General features: G+C 63.4%; 14 protein-coding genes. 7 read left to right on the forward strand and 7 right to left on the reverse strand.

Going from position 1 to position 14905, the window contains the following annotated elements; all coding sequences use genetic code 11:
- Positions 1 to 40 precede the first annotated feature (40 nt).
- The 5 genes from IV098_RS03920 (at position 41) to IV098_RS03940 (ending at position 4526) form a co-directional block, all read left to right on the forward strand.
- Positions 41 to 790 carry a YggS family pyridoxal phosphate-dependent enzyme gene (locus IV098_RS03920; RefSeq protein ID WP_296886504.1) on the forward strand — a complete coding sequence of 250 codons (750 nt, stop codon included), beginning with the start codon at positions 41 to 43 and terminating at the stop codon, positions 788 to 790.
- Between the two features lie 152 nt (positions 791 to 942).
- Positions 943 to 1758: a pyrroline-5-carboxylate reductase gene (gene proC, locus IV098_RS03925; protein WP_296886505.1), complete on the forward strand. Its 816-nt coding sequence runs from the start codon at positions 943 to 945 to the stop codon at positions 1756 to 1758.
- On the forward strand, positions 1755 to 2330 hold the full coding sequence (locus IV098_RS03930; protein WP_296886506.1) for a YggT family protein: 576 nt from the start codon (positions 1755 to 1757) through the stop codon (positions 2328 to 2330). The genes proC and IV098_RS03930 overlap by 4 nt, the downstream gene beginning before the upstream one ends.
- The gene (locus tag IV098_RS03935) at positions 2317 to 2625 is read left to right on the forward strand and encodes a DUF167 domain-containing protein (protein WP_296886507.1); all 309 of its coding nucleotides are present in this window, start codon (positions 2317 to 2319) and stop codon (positions 2623 to 2625) included. The genes IV098_RS03930 and IV098_RS03935 overlap by 14 nt, the downstream gene beginning before the upstream one ends.
- Positions 2622 to 4526 (forward strand): dynamin family protein, encoded by a 1905-nt coding sequence (locus tag IV098_RS03940; RefSeq protein WP_296886508.1) that lies wholly within the window; start codon positions 2622 to 2624, stop codon positions 4524 to 4526. Before IV098_RS03935 ends, IV098_RS03940 begins: the two co-directional genes overlap by 4 nt.
- 30 nt (positions 4527 to 4556) lie before the next feature.
- Here the strand turns inward: IV098_RS03940 and ptsP are convergent, their stop codons facing one another.
- The 6 genes from ptsP to gshA are packed head-to-tail and all read right to left on the reverse strand — an operon-like array spanning position 4557 to position 10244.
- Complete coding sequence (gene ptsP / locus IV098_RS03945) at positions 4557 to 6281, reverse strand: phosphoenolpyruvate--protein phosphotransferase (protein WP_296886509.1); 1725 nt, start codon at positions 6279 to 6281, stop codon at positions 4557 to 4559.
- Complete coding sequence (locus IV098_RS03950) at positions 6278 to 6547, reverse strand: HPr family phosphocarrier protein (RefSeq protein WP_296886510.1); 270 nt, start codon at positions 6545 to 6547, stop codon at positions 6278 to 6280. The genes ptsP and IV098_RS03950 overlap by 4 nt, the downstream gene beginning before the upstream one ends.
- Positions 6528 to 6944 (reverse strand): PTS sugar transporter subunit IIA, encoded by a 417-nt coding sequence (locus tag IV098_RS03955; protein ID WP_296886511.1) that lies wholly within the window; start codon positions 6942 to 6944, stop codon positions 6528 to 6530. Before IV098_RS03955 ends, IV098_RS03950 begins: the two co-directional genes overlap by 20 nt.
- A 35-nt stretch (positions 6945 to 6979) precedes the next feature.
- Entirely contained in the window at positions 6980 to 8017 is a 1038-nt protein-coding gene (locus tag IV098_RS03960) for an FAD:protein FMN transferase (RefSeq protein WP_296886512.1), read from the reverse strand.
- Complete coding sequence (gene gshB, locus IV098_RS03965) at positions 7993 to 8946, reverse strand: glutathione synthase (RefSeq protein ID WP_296886513.1); 954 nt, start codon at positions 8944 to 8946, stop codon at positions 7993 to 7995. The genes IV098_RS03960 and gshB overlap by 25 nt, the downstream gene beginning before the upstream one ends.
- Complete coding sequence (gene gshA / locus IV098_RS03970; RefSeq protein ID WP_296886514.1) at positions 8943 to 10244, reverse strand: glutamate--cysteine ligase; 1302 nt, start codon at positions 10242 to 10244, stop codon at positions 8943 to 8945. The genes gshB and gshA overlap by 4 nt, the downstream gene beginning before the upstream one ends.
- A 43-nt stretch (positions 10245 to 10287) precedes the next feature.
- Between gshA and IV098_RS03975 the strand changes: the two genes are divergently transcribed.
- Both IV098_RS03975 and IV098_RS03980 read left to right on the forward strand, forming a co-directional pair.
- The gene (locus IV098_RS03975) at positions 10288 to 10749 is read left to right on the forward strand and encodes a tRNA (cytidine(34)-2'-O)-methyltransferase (RefSeq protein ID WP_296886515.1); all 462 of its coding nucleotides are present in this window, start codon (positions 10288 to 10290) and stop codon (positions 10747 to 10749) included.
- Positions 10750 to 11235, forward strand: coding sequence for a hypothetical protein (locus tag IV098_RS03980; RefSeq protein WP_296886516.1), 486 nt, complete (start codon positions 10750 to 10752; stop codon positions 11233 to 11235).
- On the opposite strand, the gene IV098_RS03985 is transcribed toward IV098_RS03980, so the two are convergent.
- Positions 11222 to 14869 carry an EAL domain-containing protein gene (locus IV098_RS03985; RefSeq protein WP_296886517.1) on the reverse strand — a complete coding sequence of 1216 codons (3648 nt, stop codon included), beginning with the start codon at positions 14867 to 14869 and terminating at the stop codon, positions 11222 to 11224. The genes IV098_RS03980 and IV098_RS03985 overlap by 14 nt on opposite strands.
- Positions 14870 to 14905 lie beyond the last annotated feature (36 nt).

Here is a 14905-nt window from a genome sequence, read left to right on the forward strand (position 1 = left end):
GTGAGCCTCGGCGGGTGTGTTTTGAAAGATAATAAGCGCAATGGATAACGGTCTTAAAACAGGCGAACTTGAGCCTGCGTTGCCGTCTGCGCAGGACGCTCCCGGTCAGCGCTTATGCCGCGTGCAGGCGCGGATCGCGCAGGCGCTTGCCGATGCAGGACGCGATGCGGCGGCGGTGCGTCTGCTGGCAGTCAGCAAGACCTTCGATGCTGTAGCCGTGCGTGAACTGGCGGTCTGCGGGCAGCGGGCATTCGGTGAAAACTACGTGCAGGAAGCGCTCGACAAGCAGCAGGCCTTGCGCGATCTGGCTCTGGAATGGCATTTCATCGGACCGATCCAGAGCAACAAGACCCGCCCCATCACGGAAAACTTCAGCTGGGTACACAGCCTCGACCGGCTGAAAATCGCCGAGCGGCTGTCGGCGCAGCGCCCCGCCGGCTTGCCGTCCCTGCAGGTGTGCATCGAGTTGAACGTGAGCGGCGAGGCGAGCAAGGGCGGGGTGTCGGTCGCTGAGCTGCCGGCGCTGGCCGCCGCCGTGTCCGCGTTGCCGCGCCTGCAGTTGCGCGGCCTGATGGCGATTCCGGCGCCGGTGGCCGACCAGGCCGCCCAGCGCGCCGCGTTCCGACAAGTGCGCCAGGCGTTCGATGCGCTGGTCGCGCGCGGCCATGCGCTCGACACCCTGTCGATGGGCATGTCGGCCGATCTGGAAGCCGCCATACTGGAAGGCGCGACTATCGTGCGGGTGGGCACCGCACTTTTTGGTGAAAGGATTACCCCGGATGATTCATAAATTGACGCACGCCCTCGCTGGTCTTTTGTTTCATATGGAAACTTTACTCAGTCGGGCGTATGAGTCACTACGCCACTCCTTCACAAACTTCCCCTATAAAACAAAATCCTGCGCGATCATCGCGCGAATTCATGAAACATCCGAGGTGAACAATGCATAAAGTCAGTTTCATCGGGGGCGGCAACATGGCCGCTGCCATCATCGGCGGCCTCATCGCCAGCGGCACGCAACCCACCGATATCGAGGTGGTGGAAATCAATGCCGACGCACGCGCACAGCTGGCTGCGCGCTTTGGCGTGGTGACCCACACCGACTTGTCGCAGGCGCGGCTGCACGCGCTGATCGTGCTGGCGGTCAAGCCGCAATCCCTGCCGGAGGTGGCGGCCACGCTGTCGACGCGGCTTGCCGGCCAACTGGTGGTGTCGATCGCCGCTGGGGTGCGGGTGGCCGACCTCACCCGCTGGCTGGGCGGCCACAGCCGCATCGTGCGCGCCATGCCGAATACCCCGGCGCTGGTCCAGGCCGGCATCGCCGGGCTCTACGCGCCTGCTGCCGTCAATCCGGATGCGCGCTCGCAGGCCGAAACGGTGCTGCGCGCGGTGGGCGGGGTCGTGTGGGTGGAAAGCGAATCCCAGCTGGATGCCGTGACGGCGGTGTCGGGCAGCGGCCCAGCCTACGTGTTTTATTGCATCGAATCGCTGGAGGCGGCAGGCGTGGCGCAGGGTCTGTCGGCCGCGACCGCGCGTCAGCTGGCGCTGCAAACGTTTTTTGGTGCGGCCAAGCTGGCGCTGGAGTCGGGTGAGGAACCGGCGCTGCTGCGTAGCCGCGTCACCTCCAAGGGCGGCACCACCGAGCGCGGCATTGCTGCGCTGGAAACCGCCGGCGTCAAGGCGGCCTTCGGCCAGGCTGTGGATGCCGCCAGCCTGCGCAGTGCCGAACTAGGCGATGAACTGGGGCGACTGGCGTGATCGCAGGCGCACTGGCATTTCTGATCCAGACCCTCGGCAATCTGTTCGTGATTGCGGTACTGCTGCGTTTCATGATGCAGTTGTTCCGGGTGCCGTTCCGCAATCCCTTTGCCCAGTTCATCGTTGCCCTCACCGACTTTGCGGTGAAGCCTCTGCGCCGCGTGGTGCCGGGGTTTCTGGGGCTCGACTGGGCATGTCTGCTGCTGGCCTGGCTGGTCGAACTGGTGGTGGTGCTCACGAGCTACTGGTTGAACGACTTTCCGTTTGCGCTGGCGGGCGGCCAGGTGTGGCCGGTGATGCTGGGACTGGCGGTGGTGCGGCTGCTGAGTCTGACGGTTTACCTGATCATCGGCCTGACGCTGGCGCGCGCGGTGCTGTCGTGGGTGAACACCAGCACGCCGCTGGCGCCGGTGGTGTATGAGCTCTCCGAACCCTTCCTGCGGCCGTTGCGGCGCATCGTGCCGATGGTGGCAAACGTCGATCTGACGCCGATCGTGCTGTTCATCCTGTGCCAGCTGGTACTGATGGTGCCGATACTGGCGGTGGAGCAGGCGCTCCTTGGCGCCCTCTGAGCCGGCCTGGCGGCGTCGTCAGGGCGACGACTGGCTGCTGGAACTGCATGTGCAACCGGGCGCGAAGGTGTCGGCCGTCGTCGGCGAGCACGATGGTCGCCTGAAATTAAAGATCGCTGCCCCGGCGGTCGATAACAAGGCGAATGCCGCGCTGCTGACCTGGTTGGCCGCGCAACTGTGCGTGCCGAAATCGGCGGTGCGGCTGGTTCGAGGGGAAACTTCACGTAAAAAAACAGTCGCTGTGCGAAGCGACCCTGCGCCTTGGCGTGATTTGGAAAAGAACCATCAATCATGAGTATCCATCTGGAACAGGAAGTCTCCGACTTCAGCGAGCGCCGCTTGCGTCTGGCGGGCGCGATCACGGATTATTCCAATTGGCTGGACAAGCAGCACGGCATTGACGCCGAGCGTTCGCTGCGCCTGACCGATGCGGCGACCAGCCTGCGTCAGGACAAGCTGGTGGTGGCGTTCGTCGCCGAGTTTTCGCGCGGCAAGACCGAGCTGATCAATGCACTGTTTTTCTCCGACCACGGCCAGCGTTTGCTGCCGTCGGATGCCGGCCGTACCACCATGTGCCCGACCGAGCTGTTCTTCAACGCGGGCGAAGCCCCTGCCCTGAGCCTGTTGCCGATCGAGACGCGCCGCCGCGAGGAGTCGCTGACGACGCTCAAACACATGCCCATCGAGTGGTGCCGGGTTTCGCTCGACCCCACCGATCCGCGCCAGATGCAGCAATGCCTGCAAAAACTGACCGAAACCCGGCCGATGCCGGCGGTGGAAGCCATTGAACTCGGTTTGTGGAGTGGCGAGGATGCTAGCGAGCGGCATCAACTGCGTGCGGACGGTACGGTGGAAGTTCCCGCCTGGCGCTATGCCATGGTCAATTACCCGCATCCGCTGCTGCAGGCCGGCCTCATCATTCTCGACACCCCGGGCCTCAACGCGCTGGGGGCCGAACCCGAGCTCACCCTGTCAGTGATTCCCAGCGCGCACGCAGTGATGTATCTGCTGGCGACCGACACCGGAGTGACGCGCTCGGACCTGGAAATCTGGCAAAAGCACGTACATCGCCACGCCAACTATCACGTGGCCGTACTGAACAAGATCGACATGCTGTGGGACGAGCTCAAGAGCGATGCCGAGGTGCAGGCCGCGATCGAGCGTCAGGCCGAGGAAACCGCGCGCGTGCTGAAGCTGCCGCGCAGCCGGGTGTTTACCGTGTCGGCGCAAAAGGCCCTGGTGGCCACCATCAAGCATGACGCGGCTTTGCGGTTACGCTCCGGCATCGAGTCGCTGGAATACCTGCTGGCGCATCAGGTGATCCCGTCGCGCCGCGACATGCTGCATCACGCCGTCAGCCGCGAGGTGATGGGTTCGCTGGAAGAAAGCCGCAGCGATCTGGACGCTCGTCTCAAGCGCAGCAGCGACGAGCTGGTCCAACTGACCCAGCTGTCCGGCAAGAACCGCGAACTGATTGAGCAGACCCGCGCCAGCCTGCAGCAGGAAAAGGACAGTTACGATGCCACCGCAGTGCATTTCCGGATTACCCGCAAAATGCTGCAGGGACAGGGCGAGCAGTTAATGGCGAACCTGTCGGACGCCACGCTGGACGATATATGCAGCGCCGGCCGCGCCGTCATGGAGGGCAGCTGGACCACGCACGGCCTGACCCACGGCATCCGCCAGATGAGCGAGCAGATGAACGACCGTCTGCTGCAGGCCACCAAGATGGCCGACAGCATGCTGGAGTCGCTGGAACGGGCGTACGTCCGTTTTCACCGCGACCATCATTTGCCCAAGATGCAGGTGCCGAGGCTGGATCTGGGTGCCTATCGCCATCGCCTGAAAATCCTGATGCAGGAGACCGATGCGTTTTGCCGCGATCCCGCCAACTTGCTGCTGGAAAAGAACTTCATGATCCGGCGCTTCTACGGCGGGCTGGTCGAAGCGGCGCGCAAGGCCTTCAGCCTGGCGCGCACCGAAGCGGAACGCTGGTTGCGGATTGCGCTTGATCCGGTCATGACGCGTATTCGCGAGCACAAGCAGTATCTCGACACCCGCCTTTCCAGCCTGCAGCGCATCCTCGAAAACATGGGCACGCTGCACAACCGGATGGCGCAGATCAAGCAGGAGGTCAGCGACATGCGCCACGACAAGGTGGCGCTGTCCCGCATCGCCGCGCAACTGGTGGCCTGACTTCAAGTCCGCCGGGCTGTTTGTCAGAGCCTAGCTGTTGAGGCGGCCTAGCAGCTGGGCGGTTTTGTCGGGGTCGGTGTTTTTCAGCAGGCGCTGCGTCAACGGCGCCAATTCTTCGAGCTGGGCCTTCAGCACCTGCTGCTTGACCTGCAGCAGACTGGCCGCCTGCATCGAAAACGTCCGCAATCCCAATCCCAGCAGCAGTCGCGTCAATTGCGGATCGCCCGCCATTTCGCCGCAGACCGATACCGGCTTGCCCGCCTTGGCGCCGGCGCGGATGGTGTGCTGAATCAGGTTGAGCACCGCCGGATGCAGTGGGTCGTACAGATGCGCCACGCTGTCGTCGGCGCGGTCGATCGCCAGCGTGTACTGGATCAGGTCGTTGGTGCCGATCGACAGAAAATCCAGTTGCTCGGCGAAAAACGGCGCTGACAGGGCGGCCGCGGGGATTTCGATCATGCCGCCGACGGCAATGCCCTCGTCGAATTTCAGACCGTCCTTGCGCAGCGAGGCCTTGGCTGTGTCGATGTGCTGCAGGGTCTGGCGCAGTTCGATAAAGCTGGCCAGCATCGGAATGAGGATGTTGACCCGGCCATGGTGCGAGGCGCGCAGGATCGCCCGCAACTGGGTCTGGAACAGTCCCGGCTCGGCCAGGCACAGGCGGATCGCGCGCAGGCCGAGCGCCGGGTTATCGGCCACCGAGTGGCCCCACGGCGCCTGTTTGTCGGCGCCGAGGTCGAGGGTGCGGATGGTGACCGGTTTGCCGTCGAGCGACTCGGTGACGGTTTTGTAGAATTCGTATTGTTCGTCTTCGCTCGGCAGGTCGCTGCGGTTGAGGAACATGAATTCGCTGCGAAACAGGCCGATGCCCTGCGCGCCGGCTGCCTTCACGGCGTCGAGGTCGGAGAGCAGTTCGATGTTCGCCATCAGCGCGATTGGCGTGCCGTCGAGGGTGGCCGATTTGCTGCTCTTGATGCGCTTGAGCTTTTCGGTATCGATGCGCCACTGGTTTTGCCGCAGCCGGTATTCGGCCAGTGCGGATTCGTCCGGATTGACGATCACCACGCCATCGCGGCCGTCGACGATCAGCAGGTCGTGGTCGCGGATCAGGCCGCGTGCATTGTGCAGCGCCATCACCGACGGGATCGCCATGCTGCGCGCGAGAATCGCCGTGTGCGAGGTGGTGCCGCCGAGATCGGTGATGAAGGCGGCGAAGCGCACGCTCTTGAACAGGATCATGTCGGCGGGCGACAGCTCGTGCGCCACCAGGATGCGTTCTTCGTCGAAATTGACGTCCAGCGGCAAATGGCTCGGGTGACCGAGCAGGACCTTGAGCACGCGTTGAACCACCTGCACCACGTCGTCCTGGCGACTGCGCAGATAGGGATCTTCGATTTCTTCAAAGCGCGCCACCAGCGCTTCCATCTGCTGCGCCAGCGCCCATTCCGCGTTGCACTGGGTTTCACTGATCAAGCGCTTGGGCTCTTCGGCGATGGTCGAGTCGCCGAGGAACATCAGGTGCATGTCGAGAAAGGCCGACAGCTCGGCAGGCGCGTGCGCGGGAATGTGCAGCCGCAGCGTTTCGAGTTCTTCACGGGTGGTGAGGATGGCCGCGTCGAAGCGCGCCAGTTCCTCGTCGATGTACTGGCGATCCAGCATGTACTGCGGCACTTCGACTCGTGCACTCGAAGTGATGTGCGCATAGCCGATGGCGATCCCGCTGGAAACGCCGATGCCGTGCAGGGAAAAGCTCATAGTTCTTCCCCGAAGCCGCTGGCGATCAGTTCAGCCAGCGCGTCCATCGCAGCGACTTCGTCTTCGCCTTCGGTTTCCAGCGTGATGACGCTGCCCTTGGCGGCGGCCAGCATCATCACGCCCATGATGCTCTTGGCATTGATGCGGCGGCCGTTGCGCGTCATGAATACCTGGCTTTTGAAGCCGGAGACGAGTTGGGTGAGCTTGGCCGACGGGCGCGCATGCAGCCCGAGCTTGTTAACGATTTCAACGTCCCTTTGCTGCATTGCACATGGTCTCGGAAATATGATTGATGCTGTTGCGTCCGCCATCGACGATGCGCTCGACGAGTTGTTGCAGATTCAGCGTGTCGCGGTAATTCAGGGCTTTCAGCAGCATCGGCAGATTGACGCCGGAAACGCCTTCGATGTGGGCAGGTTCGAGCAGCCGGCATAGCGTATTGCTGGGCGTTGCGCCGTATACGTCCACCAGCACCAGCACGCCGTCGCCCTCGTCGATTTCGGCCAGCCGCGCCTGCAGCGCCTTCTGCCGCTCGTCCGGATCGGCATGGCCGATGAAGTCGAGCGTGGCGAGTCCGCGTGCGCGTTGTCCCAGCACATGAGTCGAGCAGTCGACCAGACTGTCGGCGAGGGTGCCGTGGGCGACGATGAGGATGCCTATCATGGTGAAATGGTGTGGATCAAAGCAAAGTCGATATTCTAGTGGAGTCGCGCCGCCAGTGTGGGCGCGACCAGGGTTTTGCCGCGGGCGTCGACCGCCAGGTAGTCGGTGATCCCTAGTTGTGCCGCATGTTTGGCCAGGTACGCCGCGCCGTCGATGAACAGCGGCTTCGACAGCGCGTCCGAACGGGTCCCCGCGTGCGCACCACGCAGCAGGATCGTCACCGACTGCACGCCGTTGGCCGGCCAGCCGCTGCGCGGGTCGATCAGGTGGCTGTAGCGTTTGCCGCCGGCCTCGAAAAAGCGCTGGTAATCCCCCGAGGTGCCGATTGCTTCGCCGTCCAGCAGATCCAGCGTCGCCAGCGTACCCGGCTTGCGCGGATGCTGGATGCCAACGCGCCAGGGGCGCTCGCCGTGTTGCCCCAGCGCGATCACGTTGCCGCCGATGTTTACCAGCGCATTCTGGATGCCATGCGATTTCAGGATCGCGACGGCATCGTCGAGCGCGCGGCCCTTGGCATAGCCACCGAGGTCGAGTTGCAGCGCCGGGTTGTCGCTCCAGACCGTATTGCGTTCAATGTGCAGATCTCGCATGCGCGGTTGACGCTGCACCCATCCCGCAATCGTGGCCGCATCCGGTACCCGCGATTGCGGCGCGTCGGCATGAAATCCCCACAATGCGATCAAGCCGCCGATGGCCGGGTTGAACAGGTCGCCGGACTGGACCGAGAGCGCTTGCGCATCGCGCAGCATGGCGGCCAGTTCGGGCGTGACGCTTGTACGCTCGCCTTTCGCCAGCGCCGTGTTCAGCCGCGACAGTTCACTGGGTTGCCAGGCATGCAGTTGCTGGTGCAGCGCATCGAAGCGCGCCAGTACCGCTGCCGTCGCCGTTCTGGCCTGCGCTTCCGGCGTGCCGTAAACGCTGATTTCGACCAGCGTGCCGAACACATACGATTGCTGCTGTAGCAGCGGCGGTGCACCGCAGCCAGCGAGCAGAAACAGGAGCAGCAGGCCCAGGCTGATGCGCGCAGACTGCATGCGCAGGCTGGGCTTCAAGGACAAATCGTGGTGCTGCATCCACGCTCGATCGCGCTGATGAATTGCGCGGCCACATCATGACCCGTCTGCGCGGTGATTTCCTGAAAGCCGGTGGGACTGGTGACGTTGATTTCGGTCAGGCAGTCGCCGATCACATCGAGGCCGGCGAGAAAAATGCCGTGGTCCTTTGCCCACGGCGCGATCGTCTCGGCAATTTTCTGGTCGCGTGCGGACAGCGGTTGCGCGCGTGCGGTGCCACCGGCGGCCAGGTTGCCGCGCGTTTCGCCAGCCTTGGGAATGCGCGCGAGCGCCCACGGCACGATTTCGCCGTCGATCAGGAGGATGCGTTTGTCGCCTTCGCTGATCGCGGGCAGATAGCGTTGCGCCATGATGGCCCGACGGCCATGGTGGGCCAGGGTTTCCAGAATGGCGTTGCGGTTGGGGTCGGCCAGCGTGAGGCGGAAGATGCCGCTGCCGCCCATTTCAGTCAGCGGCTTGACGATGATGTCCTGGTGCTCGGCAAGGAAGCTGCCGATGGCGGTTGCGTCGGCCGATATCAGCGTGGGCGCGATGAATTGCGGGAAATTCAGGATGGCGAGTTTTTCGTTGAAGTCGCGCAGGCATGCCGGGCGATTCAGAATACGCGCGCCGTTGCTTTCGGCAACGCCGAGCAGATGGGTCGCCAACAAATAATCGGTATCGACTGGCGGGTCGGTGCGCATCACCACGGCATCAAAATCCTTCAGCAGCCAGTCGCGGGTTTCGATCACGCGATACCAGTCGTCATCGGCGCGCACATCGAGCGTGCTGCAGGTGGCGTGGGCGGTGCCGTGCTGGACGTTGAGCTGGCGCGCTTCGACCGCAAACAAGGCGTGGCCACGTAGCGTCGCCGCGCGCATCATCGCCACGCTCGAATCCTTGTACGGCTTGAGCCCGGCCAGTGGGTCGACGATGAACAGCAGTTTCATGCGGCGGCGTTTTCAGCGTTTTCAGCGGCGTCGAGGGCTTCATCGAGCTCGATGCTGGCGGCCAGCATCGCCAGCCGGGCGATCACGCCGTAGGCGTAAAAACGGTTCGGGCTGGCATCGGGGTTGGCGCTGCGATCGGGCATCACGCAGGTTTCGTCGAACGCCAGCGGCACGAAATGCATGCCGGGGCTGTTGAGGTTTTCGTCGATGCCGCGCGCGGTGTGGACGCGGTAAAAGCCGCCGACGACGTAGTTGTCGAGCATGTAGACCACCGGCTCGGCGATCGCGTCGTTGATGCTTTCGAAGGTGTAGACGCCTTCCTGGATCAGCACCTCGCTGACGTCCATGCCTTCCTTGCCGACCGCCATTTTGTTCCGCTGCTTGCGGTTGAGTTCGCGCACATCGTCGGGCGACTTCACGGTCATGATGCCCATGCCGTAGGTGCCGGCGTCGGCCTTGACGATGACGAAAGGCGGCTGGTCGATGCCGTACTCGGCGTACTTGAGCTTGATCTTGTCGAGCAGCTTGCCGACTTTTTCGGCCAGACAATCCTCGCCCTGACGCGCGTGGAAATCGATCTTGCCGCAGTGATCGAAGTAGGGGTCGATCAGCCACGGATCGATCCCGACCAGCCGCGCGAACTCGCCGGCGACATGCTGGTAGGCCTTGAAATGCAGCGACTTGCGGCGGGTGGCCCAGCCCGCATGCAGCGGCGGCATGATGGTCTGCTCGATGTCTTTGAGAATGTCCGGCACGCCGGCCGACAGGTCATTGTTGAGCAGCACGGCGCAGGGGTCGAAGCCCTCAAGACCGATGCGGTCGCCTTTGCGCACCAACGGCTCCAGCGTGAGGCGGCCGCCGCCGGGCAGCTCCAGCGTGGTCGGCTGGGTGATTTCGGGGATCAGCGTACCGATGCGCACGATCAGTCCGGTCTGGCGCAGGATGTGCGCGAGCACGGCGACGTTCTGCAGGTAGAACATGTTGCGGGTGTGGTTCTCGGGGATCAGCAACAAGCGCTGCGCGTCGGGGCAGATTTTTTCCACCGCGCCCATTGCCGCGTGGATGGAAAGCGACATGAAGGCGGGGTTCAGATTGTTGAAGCCGCCGGGAAACAGATTGGTGTCCACCGGCGCGACCTTGAAGCCGGCGTTGCGGATATCCACCGAGGTGTAGAACGGCGCAGACTGTTCCTGCCATTGCTGGCGAAACCAGTGCTCGATGGTCGGCTGGGCATCGAGCAGGCGTTTTTCCAGTTCGAGCAGCGGGCCGGTGAGTGCTGTGGTGAGGTAGGGAACCATACAATGCGCCTTTCGTAAGAACCGTCATTTTAGGTCATTGCCGATGTTTGATATCGTTTTGTACCAACCCGAAATCCCGCCCAACACCGGCAACCTCATCCGGCTGGCCGCCAACACCGGCTGCCGGCTGCACCTGATCGAGCCTATGGGCTTTGACCTGTCCGACAAGCAGGTGGCGCGGGCCGGGCTGGACTATCACGACATGGCCTGCGTGCGGGTGCATGCGGACTGGGCCGCGGCGCAGGCGGCGCTGCCGGGACGCTGGTTCGCGTTCACCACCAAGGGTAGTGCCTTTCATGCCAGCGTGCGTTTCCAGCCGGGCGACGTGCTGGTGTTCGGTCCCGAGTCGCGCGGGTTGCCGGCTGAGCTTCTGGCGACTTTCGACGTCGGCCACCGCCTGCGTTTGCCCATGCTGCCCGATTCGCGCAGCATGAACCTGTCGAATGCGGTGAGCGTGACGGTGTTCGAGGCCTGGCGACAAAACGGGTTTGCAGGAGGCGTTTGAGTGACCTATCTGGAATGGCTGGAAGCGGCCAGCTACATCGTGACCGTCGTCGGTTTGCCGTTCGCAATCGGGGTCTATCTGCTCGACCAGCGACGCGAGCGGCAGACCGACGAGGAGGAAATCTTCCTGCGCTTGTCGGACGAGTACGCCGATTTCATGCGGTTGGTGATCGACAACGCCGACCTGAATCTGCTGTCGCCGGTGGCCAAGGGCGAGCTCAACGAAGAGCAGCGCGAACGCAAGCGCGCGCTGTTCGCCATTCTCGTCAGCCTGTTCGAACGCGCCTATGTGCTGGTCTATGAGGACAAGATGAGCCGCCAGCAGGCGCGCTTGTGGACATCCTGGGAGGACTACATGACCGAGTGGTGCGAGCGGGAAGACTTTCGAGCCACGCTGCCCGGGTTGCTGCATGGCGAAGACCCCGGCTTTGTCGCCACCATCGAACGCATCGCGCGCGAGGCGGCGGGCGCCGCTACGCGGCGTTGACCGGGGCGGTTTGTTTCAGCCAGGCGATCAGTTCGTCCAGCGGCAGCGGCCGGCTGAGGTAATAGCCCTGCGCCTGGTCGCAGCCCATCTCCTGCAGCATGCCCAGCAGTTTGGCGTTTTCCACGCCCTCGGCGATCACCTTGAGTCCGAGACCGTGAGCCATGGCGACGGTAGAGCGCACGATGGTGGCGTCCTGCGAGTTGTCGGCCATGCCCATGACGAATGAGCGGTCGATCTTGAGCGCGGAGAGCGGCAGCCTGCGCAGGTAGGCGAGCGACGAGTAGCCGGTGCCGAAGTCGTCCACGGCAATGTTGACCCCGGTCGCGGCGATGGACCGGAGCAGGGCCACCGAACTGTCAGGGTCGTGCATGAGGGCGGTTTCGGTCAGTTCGAGTTCGACTTCCTGGTGCGGCAGGCCGAAGCTGACGATGGCGTGTTCGAGATGGGCCACGAAGCGCCCATCCATCAGGTTACGCGCCGACAGATTGATGGCGACAGGCTGCGTGTAGCCGAGGTCGTGCAGGCGGCGCTTGTCGGTCAGGGCCAGGTGCAGGATGGTCTGGGTGAAGGGGTGGATGACCTCGTTCATTTCCACCAGATGGATGAAGGCATCGGGATACAGCATGCCGAGCCGCGGGTTCTGCCAGCGCGCCAGCGCTTCGAAACCGATGATCTGCCGGCTGGCGATATCGAGCTTGGGCTGGTAGTGCAGCACCATCTCGTCGTTTTGCAGGGCATGGGTCAGTTCGCCCGCGAGTGCGAGGCGTTCCGGGCTGTGGGTGTCGTAGCTGCGATCGTAGACCACTACGCCGGCGGACAGTTTTTTCGCCTGATACATGGCCACGTCGGCTGCGCGCAGCAGGGCGTGGCTGTTGTCGCCGTGTTCCGGATAAAAGGCGACGCCGATGCTGCCGCCAATCTGCAGCGCGATGCCTTCGATCATGAAGGGGCGGCGCAGCGCATCGGTGAGGTGTTGCGCCCACTCAACCACCGCATTCCTGTCGTCCAGCCCGGTCAGCAGAATGGCGAATTCGTCACCGCCCAGACGGCAGATCAGGGTGTGCAGACCGGCGAGGGTTTGTTCCAGGCGTGGGCCGATTCCGGTCAGCAGCTGATCGCCGATGTGGTGTCCCAGCGTGTCGTTGATTTCCTTGAAGCGGTCCAGGTCCAGCAACAGCAATGCGGCGGTTTTGCCCGGCTGGCGTTCGAAGCGTTCGATCAGTTCCTGATGCAGGACCGTACGGTTGGGCAACAGGGTGAGGCTATCGTGGCGCGCCTGAAAAGCCAGGCTGATGACATGGCGCGAATTGGCAATCGCCAGCGCCACGGCATTGCTGAAGGCGTTCAGGGTTTCCAGCTCGGTTTCGCTGAAAGGCTTGTGTTCGCGATACAGCAGGCTGAGGCAACCGAGGGCCTGCTTGTTGTAGGTGATCGGAATCGAGACGCCCGCGTGCAGTCCCGCTGCGTCCAGTGCGTTTCTGATGCCGGCTTGCAAGCGTTCGTCTGCCGCAAAGTGCTCGCTGACCAGCGCGTGCTGATGGGTGAGCGCCAGCCCGCACAGGCTGCCGGCGACGGAGATTCGGGTGATCTGCCGCAACAGGCTGGGATCGAAACCGTGGCTTGCCACCAGATCCAGTTGCGCCCCTTCCGCATCTTGCAGATAGATGGCAATGTTGGGCGCGTGGCTGAGGCCGAGCAGCGCGTTCATGGCCTCCTTCAGGATGTCGTCCAGCGCCAGCGATGCGTGGAGATGGGTGGACAGCCGGTTGATCAGGCGCAGGCTTTCGTTGCCTTCGATCAGGGCCTGGCGCGACTGTGCCAGCTCGGCTTCGGCTTTCTTGCGCTGGCTGATGTTGCGCACGGTGGCGAGGATGTGTGGCTGGCCGTCGATCAGGATGATGTTCAGCGTCACTTCCGCATCGAAAACCTTGCCGTCGAGGCGCTGGTGCTGCCACTCGAACACCTGGGTTTGCCCAGCGAACGCAGCGCCGATTTTCTCCAGCGCGGCTTCCTGCGACGGCCGTCCGTCCGCTTGAAAGGGAGGCGAAAAACGGTACGGCGTGGTGCCGATGATCTGCTCGCGGGTGCAGCCGAACATGTCCAGCGTGGCCGGGTTGCAGTCGACGAATAGGTCGCCCTGCATCAGGAAAATGCTGTCGCCGGCATGCTCGAACAGGATGCGGTAGCGCGCCAGGCTGTCGCGCAGACTAGCCTGGGCCTGCTTCTGTTCGGTCAGGTCGGCGGCGATGCCGAGGAAGCCTTCTATTTCGCCCGATGGCCCATGCAGGGCGGTGATCGAGAGGCGCACCGGGAAAGGGCTGCCATCCTTGTGCAGATGGAGCCATTCGCGTTCATCGGCTCCGCCGCGCCGGGCTTTCGCGACGAAAACGTCGAACCCCGGCTCAATGGGTTCGCCCAGTTCCTGACTGAGTTCGGCCGCGCGCTGGCGGACCTCGTCCGGGTCGTGAAATATCTCGGGATTGGCCTTGCCGATCATTTCGTCGGCGCTGTAGCCCAGCATGCGCTCGGCTGCGGCATTGAAGCTGACAATGGTGCCTGCGGTGTCGGTGGAAATGATGCTGTAATCGGCGCCGTCCAGCACCGCCTTTTGCCATGCCAAGAGGTGTCCGACGACGGCATCGGACTCGGATTGGCGGATCAGGGCGCGGCGGTAAATCAGCGTGCCGCCGATCAGGCAGGCCAGCAGCAGGAGCGTCGGCAACACGATCCGCTGCAGCCACTCGAATACGATGGTTCGGCAGGGGACGAACGCTGCCGCAGTCAGCCCGTATTCGTCGATTCGCTCGTACGCGACGTAGTGCCTGCCGTTCAGGCGCGGCAGATCGATGGTCGTGATCCCCTTGCTGGAATGGAGCGCGGCGACTTGCTGGATGGTTTTGGGGTGTACCGGTCGTTGGTAGACCCTTTCGTAAACAGTTTGCCGGGGTCCCGCAGGCAGCGGTTGCAGATGTTGAACGTAATGGTCGTCGCGCAGCAGGGCGATATCGACATCGGGCGGCAGGACCGTATTGGCCAGCAGGGCGGTGCCGCCGTCGATGGAATAACCAGCGGTCATCACCGCAATGATCTTGTCCTGGGCGTCGACGATAGGCACACGCACCGGACTGACCCAGAGTTTGAGCAAGGGCATGAAATACGGGCGGCCAATCTGCAGGTGGCCCGTGCTGAGACTTTTGCGGAAACTGTCGCGGGTTTCGGCTTGCTGCAGCAGATTCGGCAAGGCCGTATCGTCCGGGACGCCGGTGACCAGCAGCAGCTGCCCGTTTGGCCGGGCCAGGCCCAGCCCCGCCATGCCCGGGTCGATTGCACCCATTCGTTCGATCAGCGCGCGGCCGTTTGAGGGTTTGTCCAGCGCACCCAGCGCAACCAGTTCGCTGCCCAGGCCGCGCAGCACCAGTTCGTAGTTGCGCAGGGTGGTGCGCGTGTTTTCGACCAGGGTGCTGCGGATGTACTGCAGTTGTGTCTCAGCATCGCGCCGGGTGTCGAACCAATGCCAGGTAAGCGAGAAGGCATAGGCCAGCAGGGCAAATCCGATCAGGACACGAAACAGCCCGCGCAACTGTTCGTTGCGCGGGCGTTTCGGGTTGACGGGGATGTCCGGGCTTTGGCTCAAGCTGGCAGTTCTCACATGTTGACTGTATTAATTAAA

The organism is Thiobacillus sp. (assembly GCF_018780105.1).
In the GTDB taxonomy this organism is placed as follows: domain Bacteria; phylum Pseudomonadota; class Gammaproteobacteria; order Burkholderiales; family Thiobacillaceae; genus Thiobacillus.

Bases quoted from the DNA above. Each gene is read 5' to 3' on its own strand.
- IV098_RS03920 (WP_296886504.1), top strand. From the start codon at position 41: ATGGATAACGGTCTTAAAACAGGCGAACTTGAGCCTGCGTTGCCGTCT.
- proC (WP_296886505.1), top strand. From the start codon at position 943: ATGCATAAAGTCAGTTTCATCGGGGGCGGCAACATGGCCGCTGCCATC.
- IV098_RS03940 (WP_296886508.1), top strand. From the start codon at position 2,622: ATGAGTATCCATCTGGAACAGGAAGTCTCCGACTTCAGCGAGCGCCGC.
- ptsP (WP_296886509.1), bottom strand. From the start codon at position 6,281: ATGAGCTTTTCCCTGCACGGCATCGGCGTTTCCAGCGGGATCGCCATC.
- IV098_RS03950 (WP_296886510.1), bottom strand. From the start codon at position 6,547: ATGCAGCAAAGGGACGTTGAAATCGTTAACAAGCTCGGGCTGCATGCG.
- IV098_RS03955 (WP_296886511.1), bottom strand. From the start codon at position 6,944: ATGATAGGCATCCTCATCGTCGCCCACGGCACCCTCGCCGACAGTCTG.
- IV098_RS03960 (WP_296886512.1), bottom strand. From the start codon at position 8,017: ATGCAGCACCACGATTTGTCCTTGAAGCCCAGCCTGCGCATGCAGTCT.
- gshB (WP_296886513.1), bottom strand. From the start codon at position 8,946: ATGAAACTGCTGTTCATCGTCGACCCACTGGCCGGGCTCAAGCCGTAC.
- gshA (WP_296886514.1), bottom strand. From the start codon at position 10,244: ATGGTTCCCTACCTCACCACAGCACTCACCGGCCCGCTGCTCGAACTG.
- IV098_RS03975 (WP_296886515.1), top strand. From the start codon at position 10,288: ATGTTTGATATCGTTTTGTACCAACCCGAAATCCCGCCCAACACCGGC.